The following is an 18,086-nucleotide window of genomic DNA, read 5'->3' on the forward strand; positions in this document are numbered from 1 at the left end:
CGCAACCGCGAACGAAATGGTGCTTGCCGCGTTAGCCCGGGGATGCTCACCGAAGCCCCTCCGCGCGCCCGGCCGCGGACCATGCCGCCGCGCGAGGCTCCCCCGCCCGCCCCGATCCTCCGCGAAGGCCATAATGCCTGGCGGGTGGCGCGCGCCGGTCGGGCAGCGGTGCTTTCGGACGGTGCCACCTATTTTGGCGCGCTTCGGTCGGCGATGCTGCGGGCGAGGCACAGCATCCAGGTGGTGGGCTGGGACATCGACAGCCGCACCCGCCTGGTCGGCGAGGCCCCGCCGGATGACGGCCTGCCGGAGGAGTTGGGTGCCTTCCTGGCAGCGCTGGTCCGGCGGCGGCCCGGCCTCTCGGTGAAGCTGCTCCTCTGGGACTACTCGGTCCTCTACTCGCTGGAGCGGGAGATGCTGCCGGCGCTGCACCTGCGCTGGGGCGTGCCGGAAGGGGTGGAGCTCTGCCTCGACGACTGCACGCCCTTCGGCGCCTCCCATCATCAGAAGGTGGTGGTGGTGGACGGCCTGGTCGCCTTCTCCGGCGGGCTCGACCTGACGATCCGCCGCTGGGACACGAACCGGCACGACCCGGCGGATGCCGGGCGCGTGGATCCCGCGGGCAAGCCCTACTCCCCTTTCCACGACGTGCAGATGGTGGTGGACGGCGAGGCCGCGGCGGCGCTGGCCGAGCTGGTGGCCGACCGCTGGGCGCGGGCCTGTGAGGAATGCGTGCCCGTCCCCGGCCCCTCCGCCCCCGACCACGACCCCTGGCCGGATGGCCTGGACCCCGACCTCAGCGATATCACCCTCGGCATCGCCCGCACCCACCCGAAGCACGACGGCGCGCCGGAGGTGCGGGAGGTGGAAGCCCTCTACCTCGATATGATCGGGGCGGCGGAGCGCATGATCTATATCGAGAACCAGTTCCTCACCTCCGGCCGCATCGCCCGCGCCCTCATCCGCCGGATGAAGGAGCGGCCGGCGCTGGAGGCGCTGCTCGTCGCTCCGAAGACCCACCACACCTGGCTCGAGCACCGCACGATGCTCGCCGGGCGCATCCGCTTCATGCGCGCGATCCGCCGGGCCGGCATGGCCGGGCGGGTGCGGCTGGTCTTCCCGCATGTGACGAGCGGGGAGGCGGAATCGGAGGTGATGGTGCACGCCAAGGTCATGGTGGTGGATGACCGGCTGCTGCGCGTCGCCTCCTCCAACCTCTGCAACCGCTCCATGGGCACGGATACGGAGTGCGACCTGATGGTAGAGGCCGCGGATGCGGACCAGCGCGCGGCGGTGGCGGCGGTGAGGAACCGGCTGATCGCCGAGCACACGGGCGTCTCGCCCGAGGAGGTGGCCGAGCGCCTGCGCGCCAGCGGCTCGATCCTGACGGCGGTGCGCGGCCTCTCGGCCAATGGCCACAGCCTGCGGGACGTGGAGGACGGCGACGCCCCCGCGCGCAGCCTCCTGCCCGGCATCGAGCGCGCGGCGGACCCGCGCCGGCCAATCGAATCCGGGGAATTCCTGGCGGACTATCTCGGCCACCCGGACGTCGCGCCCCCTTCGGGCCGCCCCTGGCCGCTGCTGGCGCGGGCGGCGCTGATGCTGCTGCCGGTGGCGCTGCTGATCCTGCTGTGGAAGGCGACGCCTGTCTCCCAGTACATGACGCCGGAGGCGATGAAGGCGGCCCTGACGGCTGGCGGCTCCTGGGGGCCGGCGGTCTCGGTCGGGCTCTTCCTGCTGCTCGGCTTCGTCGCCTTCCCGGTGAACGTCCTTATCCTCGGCACGGCGGCGGCTTTCGGCACCTGGCCGGGGCTCGCCTACGCCGCCGTGGGCGCGATGGTGTCGGCCGCCGCCACCTATGGCCTTGGCCGGAAGCTCGGTCCCGGCGTGCTGCGGCGGGTGCTGGGGCCGCGGATCAACCGGGTGAGCCAGTCGGTGAACCGCAACGGCATCCTGGCGGTGACGACCATCCGCCTGCTGCCGGTGGCGCCTTTCACGCTGGTGAACCTCGTCGCCGGGGCGATGCGGATCCGCTTCCTCGACTACATGGTGGGCACGGCGCTCGGCCTGCTGCCGGGAATCGCCCTGCTGTCGCTCGTGGGCGAGGGCCTGTCGCGCATCCTGGAGCACCCGACGCCGCGCAACATCGGCATGCTGCTGGTGGTGCTGACGGCCTGGGCCGGGATCACCTGGGGCCTGCAGAAGCTGTTCCGTCGGCTGCGCCACGAGGACTGAGCAAGGGCGCGATGGCGGGCTTCACCTTCCGGGTCATGACCTGGAACATCCATGGCGGCGTCTGCACGGCCGGGCGGCACGACCTGCAGCGCGCCATCGACCTCATCCTCGGCCACGCGCCCGACATCGTGGCGATCCAGGAGGTGGAAGGCCGCAACCGCCCGGGCACCGCCCCCTTCACCGCCCTGCGCGAGGCGCTGGGGGGCCACGCGGTGGAGGCCGCGACACTGCGCGCGACTGACGGCTGCTACGGCCACATGGTCGTCAGCCGCTGGCCGCTGGAGGACGGCACCCTCCATGACATTTCTGTCCCCGGTCGGGAGCCGCGCCGCGCGATCACCGCGCGGGTGCAGACGCCGGGCGGGGCGCTACGCGTCCTGGCAGCCCATCTCGGGCTGGGCTGGGGGGAGCGGCGCGCCCAGGCAGCACGGCTGGCCGCCCTGGCGAAGGGCGTCACGGAACCGCTGCTCGCCATGGGCGACTTCAACGATTGGGAGCCGCATGGGCCGGTGGACCGGGCCTTCCTCGGCACCCTGCCCTCCCGCACCCATGGCCGGACCTTCCCGGTGCGCCGCCCCCTCTTCGCGCTGGACCGGATTTACGCGCGCCCGCGCGCGGCCCTGCTGCGGAGCTGGACGGACAAGGCCGCCCGCACCGCCTCCGACCACCTGCCGATGATCGCGGAGGTGGCGCTGCTGCCGGAGGGAGAGGGGCGGACGACGCGGCTGGCGGTGGCCTGACGCCGCCGGCTCAGCTTCCCGGCGGGTTGTAGGCGCCGCGCACCGTGTCGCGCAGCTCCCGCAGCATCGCGAAGCGCCCCCCGAGGCCGGAGATCTTCGTCGGCGTCTTCCCCTGCGGCGGGTAGCGGCGCGAAACGGGGATCTCGATCGTACGGTAGCCGAGCTGGCCCGCGCGCACGGTCAGGTAGAACAGCAGCGCGTAGTCGCCGAAGACGTCGCGGAAGGGGTTCACCCGCGGGTCGCGCAGGAAGGCCGCCGAGTAGCCGCGGAAGCCGTTGGTGGTGTCCGTGTACCAGCGCCGCCCGGCCAAGCTGAGCAGCGGCGCGTGGATCAGCCGCCCGGCGACCTTGCGATCGAACGGCGTGTTCACGGCCTCGCCGCCCCGGCGGTAGCGCGAGCCCTGGACGTAGTCGTAGCCGGCCTCGAGCGTCTCCACGAAGCGCTCGATCGCTTCCATCCCGTCCTTGCCGTTCCCGTCCACCGTGACGATGCCGACATAGCCCTCGTCGAGGCACCAGGCATAAGCCATGCGGAGCTGCGCCCCGAGCCTGCCGGGCCCGCGCTTGGTCAGCAGCGCGCGGACATTGACCGAGCGGAGGAACTCGGGCGCGAGGGAGCCGTCGGTCGAACCGCCATCCGCGATCACCACGTCCACCCGCGGCGCGAGCTCCGCGATGCGGCGGAGTTGGCGCTGGATGCGCTCGCCCTCGTTGATCACGGGGATGACCAGGGCGTGGCGGTGCACGCGCTCGGCCAGCACGAGCGTCTCCGAGGCGGGAAGCTCGCGCCGGGCGGGGTCGTCCTTCGTCATGCGTAAATCCCATGGGCCAGTTCGGCGGCCCGGCGCAGCGCGCCCTGCCAGTCCGTGGTGGCGCGCATCTCGATCGAGAGGGTGCCCTGATAGGCGCTGCCGCGAAGGGCGCGGGCGATGGCGGCGTGGCCCACCGGCGCCCCGTCCGGCCCGGGATCGGAGCCGATTGGCCGCAGGTCGGGCTCGCTGAGATGGGCATGCACCGCGACCGGCGCCGCGCGGAGGATCGCCGCGGGGTCCTCGTGCTCGAGGATCACCGTACCGGTATCGATCTGCAGGCCGATGCCGGGAGTGGCGGCTTCCTCCACGAGGCGTGCGGCCTCCTCGGTGCCGGTGACGAAGCGGCAGGCGTATTGGCGCGCATTCGGCTCGAAGGCCAGCGCGCTGCCCTGCGCGGCGTAGGCTGGGCCGATGCCGCGCAGGAAGTCGAGCGCGATGGCCCAGGCTTCCCCCGCCGGCAACTCGCCGGGATCGCGCTGCCGCGGTGCGCCGAGCACGCAGGCGCCGGCGCCGAGCACGCCCGCGAGTTCCGCCACCACCTCGAGGTGCCGGTGCAGTGCCTCCCGCGCCTCGGGCGAGGCGAAGAGGTGCACGCCGGGCGCGTTGAACAGGATGCCCTGGAGGGCGACGCAGCGCAGGCCGTGCCCCTCGATCTGCTCGCGCAGGCGCCGGGCGTCGTCGAGGATGCCGTCCCAGCGGCCGAAGACGTTGTAGGGCGCGATCTCCACGGCCGAGAGGCCGAGGCCGGGGAGCATGGCCAGCGCCTCATCCAGCGCATCGCCGGGCCAGGCGATGTTGGAGACGGCAATCGGGCGAGCGGTCACGAGCGGGCGCGCCCCTTCTCCTCGGCCACGTAGCGGCCCATGGCGTCCAGCACCTCCTCCGCGCTCAGCATGTAGTGCGGGGGCGGCGCCGGGCTGAAGAGGGCGCCGTGGCGGGTGTGCAGGTCGTAGAGGGGCGCCGGCTGCTTGGCGGGGCCGACGGGCGCGCCGGGGAAGAAGCGGTCGATGATCCGCCCCATGGCCAGCGGCTCGGGCACGAGGTTCACCAGCGGCAGCCCGCTCCGCCGCACGATCTCGATGTCGGAGAGCAGCCGCTCCATCGGGTACCACTGGAAGACACCGGCGGGGTTGATGCTCTCCACCATGTTCCCGTTCAGCAGGTCGTAGAGCGCGTTCTTGCGCAGCCCTGCGCCGAAAAGCGCGGGCAGGCGGATGATCCGCACCTTCGGGAAGCGCGCCTTGACCCATTCCTCGAGTTCAAGGCGGTGGCGGCCATAGGCGTGGTTGGCGGCGGCGTCGATCGGCGTCGCCTCGTCCGCGGCCTCCACGGGGTTCGGGTAGACGTCCACGGTGGAGATGAGGACGAACTCCTCCGCCCGCGTCTCGGCCAGCGCGTCCGTCAGGCGCGCGATGCCCGCGCGGTCGGCCTCGGGCTCCTTGTTGGCGAGCCACTTCACCGCGGAGACCCCGGCGCAGACGAGCAGGTCGAAGTGCCGCCCGCGCAGCGCCTCCGTGTTCTTCGAGTTCACCAGCGTGCCGAAATGCCGCCCGCGCGCGAGCGTGCCGCCCACGAAGCCGGTATGCCCGATCAGCGCATCCCCGTCGGGCGCGCCGGCCGCTGCCTTCCCGGTGGTCGTCGTCGCGTCGCTCATGCACCTGCCTTCGTCACGTTGGTCAGCAGCTCCGGCGGCGCGCCCACCTGGAAGCGCCCCTCGGCATCCACCACATTCAGCCGCGCGCTGCGGCGCGAAAGCGGGCTGCGCAGCTCGCGCAGCACGAGATGTCGGAGGCTCCGGGGCGGGTTCGCCGCGTGGATCTGCAGCACGTATTCCGAGAGCAGCAGGAAGAGCACGCTGAAGATGAACATCATCGCGGCCAGCTGCAGCGAGATCGTGGTCCAGCCCCGCGCGATGTTCCGCCCGAAGAAGTAGACCCCGACGACATAGGCCCCGTAGCCGAGGGAAAGCACGCCGCCCGCCGCCGCAAAATAGGTGACCAGCCGCATCGGGGCGGAGGTGGTGCTCAGCAGCGCACTGATCCCCGACGACCAGTTCGACCGCAGCGAGCCCGGCCGGTGCACGAAGGCATGGGCCGGCAGCAGCGGGCGCGTGACGCAGGCGAAGCCTGGACCGAGCTCGCGCGCGCGAAGGGTGATCTCGGCGGTCGGGCTGGTCGAGACGAAGAGGGCGGCAGCACGGCTCATCGCGCGGAAGCCCGTCGGGCGGCTCTCCAGCTCCTTGCCGGTGAGCAACCGATAGACCGAGAGATAGGTGCCGAGCAGGAATCGGGTGCCGGCCGGGCGCTTGACCACCAGCGGCCCCTCCAGCGGATCCGCGACCGAGAGGTCGTATCCCTCCCGCAGCGGCTCCAGCAGACCCGGCAGGGCGAGGATCTCCTCCTCCGCCAGCGTGGTGAAGAGGATGTAGTCGCCCACCGCGTGGTCGATGCCGACGAGGCGCGCGACGTCGCCGGTCTGCAGCCGGTTGAGGAAGACGGCGGTGCTGTCGGGCACCTGCGAGACGAAGTCCTTCAGGTCGAGGGTCACCGCGGCATCCACGCCATTGGCGACGAGCACCACGTCGAAGTCGTTGATCCCGGCCGCCTCCAGCACGGAAGCGAGCTGCTCGTAGCGCGCGGGCTCGGGAACCTTGTCATCGACGACGATGACGGTGGTGAGGGAGGAGAGGTGCTGCTTCATGCCGCGGCGCTCAGTTCCTGCGCCCGTAGATAGGCGCGAACGTCATAGATGTTATCGATCTTGGCGCCCAGGACGGAGAGGATTCGCGGCGCCTGCGGGTTGCGCTCGATGAGGATCGGCCGGCCGTCATCGTCCTCGTTGCGGATCAGCGTCGCCTTCACCTCGAAGATCGAGTGCCGGACCCGGGCCTGGGAGAGGCAGGGCAGGAAGCGCTGCGAGTCCCGGAGGATCGCGTCCCGGTTGCTCCGCCGCGGCCTCATCTCCGGGCCGTCCTTGGCGGTCGCGGATTCATGCGGCGTGAAGCTGACATGCGAGAGGGAGTGCAGGCCCGCCGCCGGGAAGGGCATGGTGGAGAAGAAAGGCCCGTCCATCACGGTGATGCCCACGCCCCGCAGGTCCGGCGGCGGCTCGATGAGCAGCATCTCCGCCATCTCGCGCTTGAGGCCGGTCATGAGCGGCGCGCCGACGAATTCGAGGTCGGCATAGGTGCAGTTGAAGACCTGCGCGGCCCGCTCCAGCCGGTCCCCGACCTGCACCCTGACCTCGCGGTCGTCCCAGTCGGCGATGCGGGCGGTCTGGCCGAGGCGCAGCTCCACGCCCGCGTCCCCCAGCTGCCGCAGCAGCCGCGCGGCGAGGCGCGAGGCGTCGAAGGCCAGTTCCCGCGTCAGGAAGGCCTCCTCGATCATCCCGGGCTCGAAAAGGGCGCGGATCCGGCTCGGGGCGGGGCGGCAGGTGGCGCCGATCACGCGGCAGAAGGTCTCGAATTGAGCGGCACTCACGCGCGAGCCGGCGGCGATCGCGTAGATCGCCTCCATCTCGTGCAGCACCGCTGGAGCATAATCGGCGACGAAGGCCTCGAAGTTGATGCGCGAGCGCTCGGCGGTGCCGAGAGAGCGGGGATAGTGGTAGCCGTTATGGACCCGCGCCTGGTTCACATAGGAGGAGCGACGCAGGATCCCCTGCTCGCGCTCGATGATCACCACGCGGCCGAAGCCCATGCGCCGCAGTTCGAGCGCGATCTCGGCCCCGTAGAAGCCGCCACCGATGATCAGGGCGTCGTAGCGATCGTTCATGGGCGCGGCCTCCCTCGGGAACAGCCAGGACCCGCGTCCGCGGCCATCAATGGGCGGACTGCGGCGGGATGAAGAGCTGCTCGCCCTCGAGCGAGCAGCCGGCGACGCCGACCAGCGAGCGGTTGCCCTGCAGCCGGCCGGCATGGGTGAGCACAAGATAACCCTGCACGACACCGTCGATGCGCGACATGGGGATGATGGTGCTGCGCGCCGGCAGGTCACGGCCCCAGCCGAGCACCTTGGCGGTGACGGTGCACCAGCCCGGCGCGATATCGGCGGGGAAGGGCTGCCACTTCATGTCGTTGAGCTGGTAGGCGGCGAAGGAGGGGCCGCCGCGGCTGTGCAGGGGCGGCAGGTCGCGCCAGGGGCCGGTTTCGGTGCGGCGCAGCCAGTCGGTCGTGCGGGGAAGCTGGACCTTCCAGAACCAGTCCTGCCCGACCTGGGGCCAGACATCGTCGGTCTGCTTGAGGATGGGCGGCAGCCCCACGGAAATGCCGGCGGTGGCGAGGTTCACGCGGTCCGCCAGCGTGGCCAGGGCGTTCATGCGCAGCGTCGCGCCAAGGCCTGCGGAGAGGAACAGCCCGGCCGCGATCAGCGGCAGAGCGCGCACCAGGGCCCGCTCCGGCTGCTCCGCCCTGCGATGCAGCCAGGCAGCCAGGGGCATGATGCAGGCAAGGGTGGAATAGGCGCCATAGCGCGTGGCGTCGAAGATCAACGGCCAGGCGGTGAGACCCGCCGGCGCCGCGCGGATGAACCAGAAGATCGCTGCCGCCGCGCCCGACATCAGCAGCAGGATGCCCATAATGGTGAAGAACACCACCCTCGCCTCCGGCAGGCTTCCGGACGCGGGGTGCCGGTACTGACGCCACCAGCCGGCGGGCGACCAGGAGGAGAGGCCGAGCGTGGCGCGGAGCCCGAGAAGGGTCAGCACGACCGTGGAGACGGCGAGGACCGCGCCCGGCAGCAGCAGCCAGCGGTTGTCGATGATGTGGAGGTAGGCAACGAAGGGCGTGGAGAAATAGGTGATGAAGGCGAGCGGCACCTCGCGCAGCGCCGCGGGCGTAAGGACCTGGGCGATGTTCGACAGCTCCCCGCCACCTGCGGAGTAGCGCGACTGCATGAAGACGGCGAAGGCGAACGGCAGGCAGGAAAGGAGCAGCCTGGCCGGCCGCTGCCGCAGCAGAAGGTGCAGCAGGATGACGCACACGCCGAAGAGCTGCCCCGTGCCGTGGAAGGTCACGACGGGCACAGCCAGGACCATCGCGGTCACGTAGAGGCCTCGCTCCCCTCGCGTAATGGAACGGCAAAGCGCCCAGAGGAGACCGACATAAAAGAGACGGGAGCCTGTCAGCACCACCTGGAAGGGGATCAGCAGGGATTCGGTGTCTGAAAGGCTGCAAATAAGGGCTGTCGCCGCCGCAGCAGTCAGGACGATCTCGGCCGTGCCGCGCCCGTGGTCGACTCCCTCCCGGATCAGGAGAGAGACGATCAGCGCCGTGTAGCCGCAGATGGCCAGGAAGGAGAGCACTGTCTGCAGCTCTTGCTGACCGCCGAAGAAACGGTAGTCAAACAGGGCAAGGGAGTAGATCAGGGCGTGAAGATGGGCCCCATGAAGGCCGAAGAGAAACCGGCCCCAGCCGATCTCCCCGGTTTCCTTCAGCATAATGCGATGGAGAACCGGCCAGCCATCCACGAAGGGAACGTCGATGCGGTTCAGCAGGGCCAGGTAGAGGCTGAAGCCCAGGATCGCGAGGCAGAGAACAAGGCTGAGAGAGACGGCCGCAACGGATCGAGTGGCCGATCCACTCGACGTGGCACGGATGAACATAACGGTCCTTGCAGGATGTCTGCCCCAGGCACGACCTCCTAATGGAGGGGTCTGGCGGATGCAAGTTGATGGATCCTGCTCGAAAGCCGGATAGTGCCGCTTCCTGCCCGCCCTATGGCCGTCCGGCACCTGCACCGCCCGTGCGCAGGCTGCCCTTCGAAACTTCCAGGGCCGATCGCTTCTTGCCGAACCGGTTGTGGCGGGCGCAAGTATCTCCCACATAGCGGCTTCCCACGGGCCACGTCATCTGCGACACAGTGCGCATTCGCGACGTTGGCGCCGCACGAGCCCCAGCACGCCCGTCGCCATCCCAGAGGGTCGCGCCAGGTGCAGAGAGCCGAGTTTTTGGTAACGGGTGCCTCGGGCCTCCTGGGACATGCGCTGGTGAACGAGTTGCAGGCTGCGGCCGGGGGCGAGGTGGTCGCCCTCACCAGCCGCGACGTGGATCTGACCGACTACGAGGCCACCCGCCAGGCTTTCGAACGCCACCGTCCCGCCGTCGTGTTCCACCTCGCCGCCCGCGTCTCGGGCCTGATGGGCAACATCAAGGCCCAGGGCCAGGCCTATCTCGACAACACCCGGATGAACACGAACGTGGTGGAAGCCGCGCGGCTGGCCGGCGCCACGAAGATCGTCGCGATGGGATCGACCGCGATCTATTCCGACGCCGTCCGCCTGCCGATGACCGAGGAGCAGATCTGGGACGGGGCGCCGCACCACTCCGAATCCGGCTACGCCCACGCGAAGCGCGGGATGCTCGCGCATCTGGAATCCTACCGTGACCAGTACGGGCTGGACTACGCCTACTGCATCTCCACCAACCTTTTCGGCCCGCACGACAAGTTCGACGAGCAGCACGGGCACGTCATCCCCTCGCTGATGTCGAAGTTCCTGCGCGCCAACCAGCAGGGCAGCGCCGTGACCATCTGGGGCACGGGCACGCCTCAGCGGGACTTCCTCTACGCCAAGGACGCGGCGCTCGCGCTCCGCATGATCGCCGAGGGCTTCACCGGCCCGATCAACATGGCGACCGGCACGGCCATCTCCATCGCCGATACCGTGAAGCTCATCACCGAGGTTTCCGGCTTCAAGGGCCCGGTCGAGTGGGACCGCACCAAGCCGGACGGCCAGAAGCTGCGGCAATACGACGTCAGCAAGCTCCAGGCCCTCGGCTTCAAGCCGCGCTACTCGCTGCGCGACGCGCTGCTCGAAACCTACGAGTGGCTGGCGGCCCACGCCGCCGTCGCACGCCGCTGATCCACCGCTAACCCGGGGGCGGAGCCACCCCCGGGAACCCGCCTCAGAAGCGGAAGCTTCCGAGCCGGATGTCCGGCAGATCGCCCCGGTTGGGCGCGTCGAGCGGCGTCGGGAAGATCTCCGCGCTCGGCTCGAAGTCGTAGCGGCCCCGGTTGGCGAAGGTGACCTCCAGCAGTTCCGGGAAGGCCACGTTCCCGCGGGAGTGCAGCGCGCCGTAGTTGTTGGCGTGGACATGCACGACGGCGAAGGAGGCCGCGAGGCGCCGCAGCACCCGCTCGGCGCGCTCGAACCAGGCGTCGTCCGCCACCCTGTCAAAGTCGTGGAATTCAAGGACGAGCTGGGTCACCCGCTCGAAGTCCCCCTCCCCGGCGGCGTCCAGCACCACCCACTCATCGCCCTCGATATCCATCTTCACGATGCAGGGCCGGCCGCCGCCCAGTGCCTGCGCCGAGGCGAGGCTGTGGTCGCTGCCCTCCGCCACGGGGGCGATGCGGCTGCGGTGGAAGCGGATGAGTTCGTGCGCCTCGGGCGGCGCCTCGATCGTGTAGTCGAACTGGTGCACCTCGATGCCGCGCCCGGCCATCTCCAGGTCCCAGGTCATCTCGTCGCCCACCCCGAAGGAGAGCGCGAAGCGAACCGGCCCCAGGTCGTCCAGCATGACGTAGCCGCCATCGGCCGCGTGGCCGACCCGGCGCTTGGCCACGCCCCTGGCCGCGCAGGGCTCCAGCAGGCGCCCGAGGGTGACGAGCCGCTCCTGCACCACCCGCGGTTCGCCCCCCTCCGCGCCCGCCCCGCCGGCGCCGAGCAGCAGGGCCACCTCCTTCGAGAGATGGGCCGAGAGGTGCCGGTCCACATGGCTCATCCCGTCGTGCAGCGCCGCCATCAGCGCGGCCCGGTCCGCCGCCAGGGTCTCGATGAGCTGGGCATGCAGCGCGCCCGTCCGCTCGTCCAGGTGACGGGAGAGATCGCCGGCCAGGTGCTCGTGCAGGTGGTTGACGTTGCGGTGCACCTCCCCGGCCACCGCGCGGGTCAGGGCGTCTTCCAGCCGGTGCGCGGCCGCGTCGCCTCGGGCGGCGAGCTGGCCGTCGAGATAGGCCATGCCCTGGTGGACATCCTCGGCCACCGCGGTGCGGAGCATCCCGGCCAGGTGCCCCGCCACCTCCTCGGACCGCAGGTGCACCAGCTCGGTGACGCGGGCGTCGAGATGCGCCGCGCCGCGATGCACCTCCCCGGCCACCGCGCGGGTCAGGGCGTCTTCCAGCCGGTGCGCGGTCGCATCGCCCCGGGCGGCGAGCTGGCCGTCGAGATAGGCCATGCCCTGGTGAACATCCTCGGCCACCGCGGTGCGGAGCATCCCGGCCAGGTGCCCCGCCACCTCCTCCGACCGCAGATGCACCAGCTCGGTGACGCGGGCGTCGAGATGCGCCGCGCCGCGATGCACCTCCTCGGCCAGGCCGGCGCGCAGCGTCCCTTCCAGGCGCTGGGCCCCCTCCTCGGTTCGCGCGGCGATCTGCCCGTCGAGATGCGCGGCGTTCCGGTGGACCTCCGTCCCCACCGTCCGCTGCACGGCCTCCTCCAGCCGATGGGCCAGTGCTTCGAAGCGCGCCTCCATGGCCTCGTGCAGCCGATGGTCGATCCCAGCCAGGCGCGCCTCGATCTCGCCGGCAAGGCGGGCGCCGAGCTCGCTGGCCATGGCGTCGGTGCCGACTGTCCGCCGCACCAGGCGCGTGATGGAGCCGTCCTTCTTCATGCCGTGCCGCGCGACCTCGCGCATATCCTCTTTCACGGTGGTCGCTCTCCGCCCTGTGCGTTCCTGACGAGGATGGGCGGGCTGCGTCTCACCGCCTTCCTACCCTGCGGCCCCCGATGAGAGTGGCCGGTTTCCTCCACCCCTTGCCTAGCATCGCGCCCCCGTTCCGTCAGCGGGGCGCCCGCGCACCTTCTTGCCATCGGACCCGCCTTCGGGGCGAACAGAGGGCCACCCCGGCCACTGCGGCGCCCGGGCCACGTCCCGCGGCCTTGTCGGCCGGAGCGAGGCCGGGCCCATTGGCATGCCAGGCCCGCCATGGCATGCGGCCCCGACCTCCTGACATGGTCGGCGGAGCCTGGCGGCGGCGGGGCGATTCGCGCGCGTTGCCCGGTGTCAGCGGCGGCCACCCATGGCACCGAAGGCCAGGTTGTCCGCGAAAGGGCTCAGCGTGCTGGAAAAAAACATGGACCCGATCCCGACCACCGCCGGCTTCAAGGCCCCCGAAGGGCTGCTCGGGCGATTCGGCGTCATCAAGCTGTGGCCGGACATCCAGGTGGCCGAGGACGAGGTCATCGCGCGGCTGGACAACACGGCGAAGCTGCTCGGCCTGGAATGCGTGGTGCTCGACCACATGGGGCGGCCCCTGCACGAAGGGGGGGAGCCGCTGACGCAGAAGGACCTCGACTTCGTCATCCACCTGCACTTCAGCACGCCCAAGACCTACGACATCTTCTCCTTCGTCACGCTCTGGAACCCGGTCCCGTTCTTCCACGATTTCGGCTATCGCTCGACCTCCGAAAATCTCCTCACGCATGATGACTTTCTGAGCTGCCAGTCGCCGGGGGCCGACCTGCACCTGCGGCGTCTGATCACGGACAGCAACTCGCATCTCGCGCCGTCATTCAACCTTTTCCACGCCCTCTCCACGCCGATCCTGCCGCCCACGCTGGGCGACCTGAAGATCTTCTACATGGGGATCAACTGGGAACGGCTCGGCCGCGGCGGCTCGCGCCACCAGACCGTGCTCAACATCCTCGACCAGTCCTCGATGATGCGGATCTACGGCCCGGAGACGCTGCGCGGCGTGCGGGTCTGGGAGGGCTTCGACAGCTACCAGCGCTCCCTGCCCTTCGACGGCATCTCCGTCATCGAGGAGATCCACAAGGCCGGCATCTGCCTCGCGCTCTCCTCCGAGCAGCACAAGGACGCGGTGCTGATGTCGAACCGCCTCTTCGAGGGGTTGGCGGCCGGCGCGCTCATCATCTGCGACGAGAACCCCTGGGCGCGGCAGCATTTCGGCGACAGCCTTCTCTACGTCGATCTCCGCAACGGCGCCGAGCCCGTGGCGCGCCGGATCATGGAGCATGTCGAGTGGGCCCGGACGAACCCGGAGGAGGCTCTGGCGCTGGCCGCCCGCGCGCAGGAGATCTTCAAGCGCGGCTACACGATGGACGCCTCGCTCGCCGCGATCTACGGCGGGCTCGAGGCACGCAAGGCCGAGCTGGCCGCGCTGCTCCGCCCGGTAGGGGACGAGACGGCGACGCGGATCGTCTTCCTCGCCCCTGATCCCGAGGCGGAGTACTTCGAACGCCAGGTCGAGGCCGCGCGGGCCCACCGGGCGCAGGGCTACGAGGCGGTCCTCCTCGTGGACGAGCGCGACCTGCGCGCGGCTGGCAAGCGGCTGTCCGCGATGGCCCAGGGTGACGCGGTCCCGCCCGCGCTGCGCGGCGCCGCCTTCTTCCAGCGCGACAGCACCGGCAAGGTGGTCCGCCGCAACCGCATCGGCACGATCCTGAAGGCCGAGTTCCAGGCGGCGCCGGAGGGCTCCGCGCTGCTCTTCGCCGCGCCGAACGAGACCTTGTTCAGCAACCACGTGGCGATCCTGGCCGCCCTCCTCTCCCGCCACCCGGAGGCGGACTACGCCCACTCGAAGGCGATCACCCGCCTCACCGACGGCAAGGGCGAGCCCTTCTTCGGCGTGGAGAACGAGTTCGACCCCCTCAGCCGCGACCCCGGCGCGCCCATCGGGCTTGGCCGGTTCCTCTTCCGCGCCGGAGCCTTCCACGAGCCGGTGGACCTGCTGCTGGAAAGCCTCGACCTGCGCGCGGCCTCGGGGCTCGCGCTCTACGCCAAGGGCGTCTCCACCGGCCGCGCGAGCCTCATCGTGGACCGCCGCAAGCCCTTCCACCTCGGCCTGATCGACGGAGGCGAGGGCGAGCGCGACCTGCACGGGGAGCTGCGGCCGGACCTGGAGGCCATCCGTGACCTCCACCCCGCCCGCTTCGACGAGCTGGACCGGGCGAACCGCCTGCGCGAGGAGCTGCGCGACGTCGATACGCGCCACCAGGCCTCCGCCGACGTCCTCCACAAGGCCTTCGGCGACTTCCACACGGCCTTCATCGACACGCGGGATACGGTGAGGGGGATGGGCGCGCAGGGTGGAGCGGCCGGCGGCTCGCCGCTCGCGCTCTCCTTCGACCAGCTGAGCATCGGGAACCGGCGCGTCCTGATCTACCAGCTGCTCCAGGCGCTGCCCGTGCCGCGCGTGGTCTGGCGCGGGCTGCGCGGTCTCGCCCGCGGCGTGCGCGCCCTGCTGCGCCCCTTCCGCGGCGGCTGAGGAAGCCTGGACCAACCCCGGACGGGCCGCGCCGCAGGAGGGGACTATCCGCCCACTCGGACAAAGCGGCGGAGCATCCGCCGTGAGCCGGGACGGAGAATGCCCTAGCGCCAGGCGCGCCAGAAGAAGACCGCCGTCATCAGCGTGCTGAACAGGATGACGAAACCGCGCAGCACGCGGTCAGGCACCCGGCTGGCGAGCCGCGCCCCCGCATAGCCGCCGATGATGGCCGAGACGAGCATCACGAGCGTCTCCGGCCAGTGGACCGGCCCGGCCACGATGAAGATGATCACGGCGACAAGGTTGGCGATGCTGACCAGCAGGGTGCGGAGCGCGCTCATCGCCTTGATGTCGAGGTCGCCGAGCATGCCCCAGACGGCCATCATCATGATCCCCACCCCGCCGCCGAAGTAACCGGCATAGACCGAGAGCAGCACCTGCGAGGCGAGCACCGGCCCACGTCCGATCCGCACCCGCCGGCGCAGCGCCGCCCCGAGCGGCCGTCCGAAGGCGAAGGCGAGGGTGCCGACCAGCAGCAGCCAGGGCAGCACGTCGTCGAAGGCGCGCTGGGATGTCGCGAGCAGCAGCACCGCTCCGGCGAGACCGCCGACAAGGCTGATGAAAACGAGCACGGGCAGGCGGAAGCCCTGAAGCGACTGGAAGGCGCCCCGCCAGGCCCAGGCGCTCGTCAGCGTACCCGGCAGCAGCGCCACCGTGCTGGAGGCGTTCGCCGCCACCGAGGGAAGGCCGACGAAGACCATGGCGGGAATGCTGACGAAGGAGCCCCCGCCGGCCGCGGCGTTGAGCGCCCCGGCCAGGAACCCGGCCCCGAGCATCACGAGGGCTGCTTCAAGCGTCATCCTTGGCCTCGGCGGAAAGAAGGCCGGCGGACGGCCAGAAGGGGAGATGCGCCCGATCCTAGGCCTGGGGCGGCGTCCGGGAAACGGCCACCGGCAGCGCCGGCAGAAGCAGCCGGCGCGCCACCCACGCTGTTCACGCGGAGGTGAGAACACTATGATCCCACCGGGTGCGGCGCCTCGCCGTCGGAAGGCCACCATGAGTCCAGCGGAGCGGTCCACATGGTAAGCGCGGAGGCGGCGGCCTGGGCCTTGCGCCTCTTCGCCGGGCGCGAGCCGCGCGACAGGGCAGAGATCGAGTTCCACCGCAACCACCCCGACCTCGATTCCCTGCGCCGCGCCTTCGCCGCCACCGTCGAGTTCCGGGACTTCCTCGACCGCTCGGTCCTTGAGCCGCCGCGCTACGCCATCCCGCCCTTCCTCCTCCGCGCCCCGGAGCATCCGGGAATCCCCGCGCTGCTGGAGGAGCCGACGCTCGCTCGGCCCGTCTCGCAGCTCTGCACCGCCTCGCAGTTCGACGAGCCCGCCTTCCCCGCCTGGTGCGGCGCGCTGGGCCTCTCGCCCGATCACCACCGCAAGACCTGGGAGTTCTGCTACGTCATGGCCGTGCTCTGGGCGGCCGGCGTGCTGGAGCCGGGCCGGCGGGCACTCGGCTTCGGCTGCGGGACGGAACCGATCCCGGCCCTCCTGGCCCGCTTCGGCCTCGACGTGCTGGCGACCGACGCGCCCCACGACGTCATCGCCGGCCAGGGTTGGGATTCGACCAACCAGCACAGCGGCGGCCTGCAGGACCTGGAGAAGCCGGGCATCGTGGACCGCGCGACCTTCCGCGCGCGCGTGGCCTTCCGCCCCGTGAACATGAACGCCATCCCCACCGACCTCCGGGGCTTCGACGCCTGCTGGTCCTCCTGCGCCTTCGAGCATCTCGGCTCCATCGCGCACGGCCTGGCCTTCTTCGAGAACAGCCTCGCCACGCTCCGGCCCGGCGGGATCGCGGTGCACACCACCGAGTTCAACCTTCAGTCCAACGAGGACACCTACGAGGACGCGGCGCTCTCGCTCTTTCGCAAGCGCGACATCGAGGCCATGCTCGGGCGGCTGGCGGAGGCGGGGCACGAGGTCTGGCCGCTGAACCTGCACCCGGGCACCACGCCGGTGGACGAGCACATCGACCTACCGCCCTATGCCTTGCCGCACCTGAAGTTGCGGGTGGCGAATTACGTGACAACGTCGATCGGGCTGGTGGTACGCAAGCGCGCGGACTGACGGCCGCGCCGCCCCACCGGACGCATCATGGGCTGGAAAATCTTGAATCCGTCCCGCAGTTGTCCAGTCTATCGAGACTTGTTGCGGAGAACTGGATATGTGCGACGTCGTTCTGGTGGAGGACCAACCCGAGGTGCTCGAACTCGTGCAGCTCGCTCTTGAGCTGCGCGGCTATGTTGTGGAGGTCTGCGCGACCGCCGAGGTGGCGCTCGAACGCCTTCGCTCTTCCGAGCTGCCGCAGATCCTCGTCACCGACATCGATCTCGGGCGCGGCCTGGACGGCTTCGCGATGGTGGATGCCGCACGGCGCATCCGCCCCGAGCTGCGAACCCTTTTCTACAGCGGCCATGCCGCCCCGCCCGCGGGCCGCTGCCTGGGGCCGAACGAGCGCTTTCTCGAGAAGCCCTTCAGCCGGCTGGCGCTCTTCGAGATGCTGGACGAACTCGGTGTCAGGCCGAGCGGTGAACCCTTGCGGCCATAGGTCCGCGCATCTCGTTGCCTTGTCGGATCCTTTTACACCTGGAGCGAGATGGAAGCCCGGTGCGGGCGCAAGTGCTTGTATTTACGAGACCGGTTCGGTTGGCACGCGGAATGCTCTTCCAGAGAGCAAGAGGGTGCCCCCGCACCCCTCACCGCCCGCCCCCAAGGAACCCTCCCATGCGCAAGCTTCTCCTCGCTGCCGCCGCCCTTCTCTCCCTCGGCATGGCCTCCCAGGCCCAGGCCGCGCCCGAGCTCTCGGCGCGCATCTTCCAGGACGGCGTCTTCGTCCCCGGCACCGCCTCCACCTCGTCGAGCGGCGCCCTCCTCGTCACCGGCAGCTCCGCCAACTTCTCCATCGTCACCGCGCTCTCCATCGGCTTCCCCCAGGTCGCCCAGCCGGCGCTCGACGTGCAGACCACCTCGGTCAGCAGCATGGGCAACTTCGCCACCGCCCACACCGTCACCTTCGAGG

15 protein-coding genes are annotated in these 18,086 nt (G+C 70.6%); 7 read left to right on the forward strand and 8 right to left on the reverse strand.

Going from position 1 to position 18,086, the window contains the following annotated elements:
- The first annotated feature begins 81 nt into the window (after positions 1 to 81).
- Together BO39_RS20530 and BO39_RS20535 are read left to right on the forward strand one after the other, a co-directional pair.
- Positions 82 to 2,235 (forward strand): VTT domain-containing protein, encoded by a 2,154-nt coding sequence (locus BO39_RS20530; RefSeq protein ID WP_043836982.1) that lies wholly within the window; start codon positions 82 to 84, stop codon positions 2,233 to 2,235.
- A gap of 11 nt (positions 2,236 to 2,246) precedes the next feature.
- On the forward strand, positions 2,247 to 2,975 hold the full coding sequence (locus BO39_RS20535; protein ID WP_043836933.1) for an endonuclease/exonuclease/phosphatase family protein: 729 nt from the start codon (positions 2,247 to 2,249) through the stop codon (positions 2,973 to 2,975).
- A 10-nt stretch (positions 2,976 to 2,985) separates the two neighbouring features.
- Here BO39_RS20535 and BO39_RS20540 read toward each other — a convergent pair whose 3' ends face one another.
- From BO39_RS20540 to BO39_RS20565, 6 genes are read right to left on the reverse strand one after another with little or no spacing between them, the layout of a single operon-like run.
- Entirely contained in the window at positions 2,986 to 3,786 is an 801-nt protein-coding gene (locus BO39_RS20540; protein ID WP_043836935.1) for a glycosyltransferase family 2 protein, read from the reverse strand.
- Positions 3,783 to 4,610 (reverse strand): sugar phosphate isomerase/epimerase family protein, encoded by an 828-nt coding sequence (locus BO39_RS20545; RefSeq protein WP_043836937.1) that lies wholly within the window; start codon positions 4,608 to 4,610, stop codon positions 3,783 to 3,785. The genes BO39_RS20540 and BO39_RS20545 overlap by 4 nt, the downstream gene beginning before the upstream one ends.
- Positions 4,607 to 5,440, reverse strand: a complete 834-nt coding sequence (locus BO39_RS33690) for an NAD-dependent epimerase/dehydratase family protein (RefSeq protein ID WP_052402361.1) — start codon at positions 5,438 to 5,440, stop codon at positions 4,607 to 4,609. The genes BO39_RS20545 and BO39_RS33690 overlap by 4 nt, the downstream gene beginning before the upstream one ends.
- Complete coding sequence (locus BO39_RS30235) at positions 5,437 to 6,486, reverse strand: glycosyltransferase family protein (protein WP_052402362.1); 1,050 nt, start codon at positions 6,484 to 6,486, stop codon at positions 5,437 to 5,439. The genes BO39_RS33690 and BO39_RS30235 overlap by 4 nt, the downstream gene beginning before the upstream one ends.
- Positions 6,483 to 7,559, reverse strand: a complete 1,077-nt coding sequence (locus tag BO39_RS20560) for an NAD(P)/FAD-dependent oxidoreductase (RefSeq protein ID WP_043836939.1) — start codon at positions 7,557 to 7,559, stop codon at positions 6,483 to 6,485. The genes BO39_RS30235 and BO39_RS20560 overlap by 4 nt, the downstream gene beginning before the upstream one ends.
- Positions 7,560 to 7,605: 46 nt before the next feature.
- Positions 7,606 to 9,387, reverse strand: coding sequence for a hypothetical protein (locus BO39_RS20565; protein ID WP_043836941.1), 1,782 nt, complete (start codon positions 9,385 to 9,387; stop codon positions 7,606 to 7,608).
- Positions 9,388 to 9,501: 114 nt separating this feature from the next.
- Here BO39_RS20565 and BO39_RS20570 point away from each other — a divergent pair, with 114 nt between their 5' ends.
- Positions 9,502 to 10,644: a GDP-L-fucose synthase family protein gene (locus BO39_RS20570; protein WP_084698305.1), complete on the forward strand. Its 1,143-nt coding sequence runs from the start codon at positions 9,502 to 9,504 to the stop codon at positions 10,642 to 10,644.
- Positions 10,645 to 10,687: 43 nt separating this feature from the next.
- On the opposite strand, the gene BO39_RS30240 is transcribed toward BO39_RS20570, so the two are convergent.
- Positions 10,688 to 12,430: a hypothetical protein gene (locus tag BO39_RS30240; protein WP_156963796.1), complete on the reverse strand. Its 1,743-nt coding sequence runs from the start codon at positions 12,428 to 12,430 to the stop codon at positions 10,688 to 10,690.
- Positions 12,431 to 12,857: 427 nt separating this feature from the next.
- Between BO39_RS30240 and BO39_RS20580 the strand changes: the two genes are divergently transcribed.
- A complete protein-coding gene (locus tag BO39_RS20580; protein ID WP_052402364.1) occupies positions 12,858 to 15,011 on the forward strand; it encodes a glycosyltransferase family protein in 2,154 nt (717 codons plus the stop codon).
- 104 nt (positions 15,012 to 15,115) lie between these two features.
- On the opposite strand, the gene BO39_RS20585 is transcribed toward BO39_RS20580, so the two are convergent.
- Positions 15,116 to 15,871, reverse strand: coding sequence for a sulfite exporter TauE/SafE family protein (locus BO39_RS20585; RefSeq protein ID WP_052402365.1), 756 nt, complete (start codon positions 15,869 to 15,871; stop codon positions 15,116 to 15,118).
- A 219-nt stretch (positions 15,872 to 16,090) separates the two neighbouring features.
- Here BO39_RS20585 and BO39_RS20590 point away from each other — a divergent pair, with 219 nt between their 5' ends.
- From BO39_RS20590 to BO39_RS20600, 3 genes are all read left to right on the forward strand, one after another.
- A complete protein-coding gene (locus tag BO39_RS20590) occupies positions 16,091 to 17,134 on the forward strand; it encodes an SAM-dependent methyltransferase (protein ID WP_052402366.1) in 1,044 nt (347 codons plus the stop codon).
- 97 nt (positions 17,135 to 17,231) lie between these two features.
- Positions 17,232 to 17,615, forward strand: a complete 384-nt coding sequence (locus BO39_RS20595) for a response regulator (RefSeq protein WP_043836948.1) — start codon at positions 17,232 to 17,234, stop codon at positions 17,613 to 17,615.
- A gap of 176 nt (positions 17,616 to 17,791) precedes the next feature.
- Positions 17,792 to 18,086 (forward strand): hypothetical protein (locus tag BO39_RS20600; protein WP_043836950.1); only part of this gene is annotated, 295 nt, incomplete at its 3' end.

Origin of the sequence: Roseomonas aerilata DSM 19363 (assembly GCF_000711725.1) — a bacterium.
Lineage (GTDB): Bacteria > Pseudomonadota > Alphaproteobacteria > Acetobacterales > Acetobacteraceae > Roseomonas > Roseomonas aerilata.

Bases quoted from the DNA above. Each gene is read 5' to 3' on its own strand.
- BO39_RS30235 (WP_052402362.1), bottom strand. From the start codon at position 6,486: ATGAAGCAGCACCTCTCCTCCCTCACCACCGTCATCGTCGTCGATGAC.
- BO39_RS20580 (WP_052402364.1), top strand. From the start codon at position 12,858: ATGGACCCGATCCCGACCACCGCCGGCTTCAAGGCCCCCGAAGGGCTG.
- BO39_RS20590 (WP_052402366.1), top strand. From the start codon at position 16,091: ATGGTAAGCGCGGAGGCGGCGGCCTGGGCCTTGCGCCTCTTCGCCGGG.
- BO39_RS20530 (WP_043836982.1), top strand. From the start codon at position 82: ATGCCGCCGCGCGAGGCTCCCCCGCCCGCCCCGATCCTCCGCGAAGGC.
- BO39_RS20540 (WP_043836935.1), bottom strand. From the start codon at position 3,786: ATGACGAAGGACGACCCCGCCCGGCGCGAGCTTCCCGCCTCGGAGACG.
- BO39_RS20565 (WP_043836941.1), bottom strand. From the start codon at position 9,387: ATGTTCATCCGTGCCACGTCGAGTGGATCGGCCACTCGATCCGTTGCG.
- BO39_RS20535 (WP_043836933.1), top strand. From the start codon at position 2,247: ATGGCGGGCTTCACCTTCCGGGTCATGACCTGGAACATCCATGGCGGC.
- BO39_RS20560 (WP_043836939.1), bottom strand. From the start codon at position 7,559: ATGAACGATCGCTACGACGCCCTGATCATCGGTGGCGGCTTCTACGGG.
- BO39_RS33690 (WP_052402361.1), bottom strand. From the start codon at position 5,440: ATGAGCGACGCGACGACGACCACCGGGAAGGCAGCGGCCGGCGCGCCC.
- BO39_RS20595 (WP_043836948.1), top strand. From the start codon at position 17,232: ATGTGCGACGTCGTTCTGGTGGAGGACCAACCCGAGGTGCTCGAACTC.
- BO39_RS20585 (WP_052402365.1), bottom strand. From the start codon at position 15,871: ATGACGCTTGAAGCAGCCCTCGTGATGCTCGGGGCCGGGTTCCTGGCC.
- BO39_RS20570 (WP_084698305.1), top strand. From the start codon at position 9,502: ATGGCCGTCCGGCACCTGCACCGCCCGTGCGCAGGCTGCCCTTCGAAA.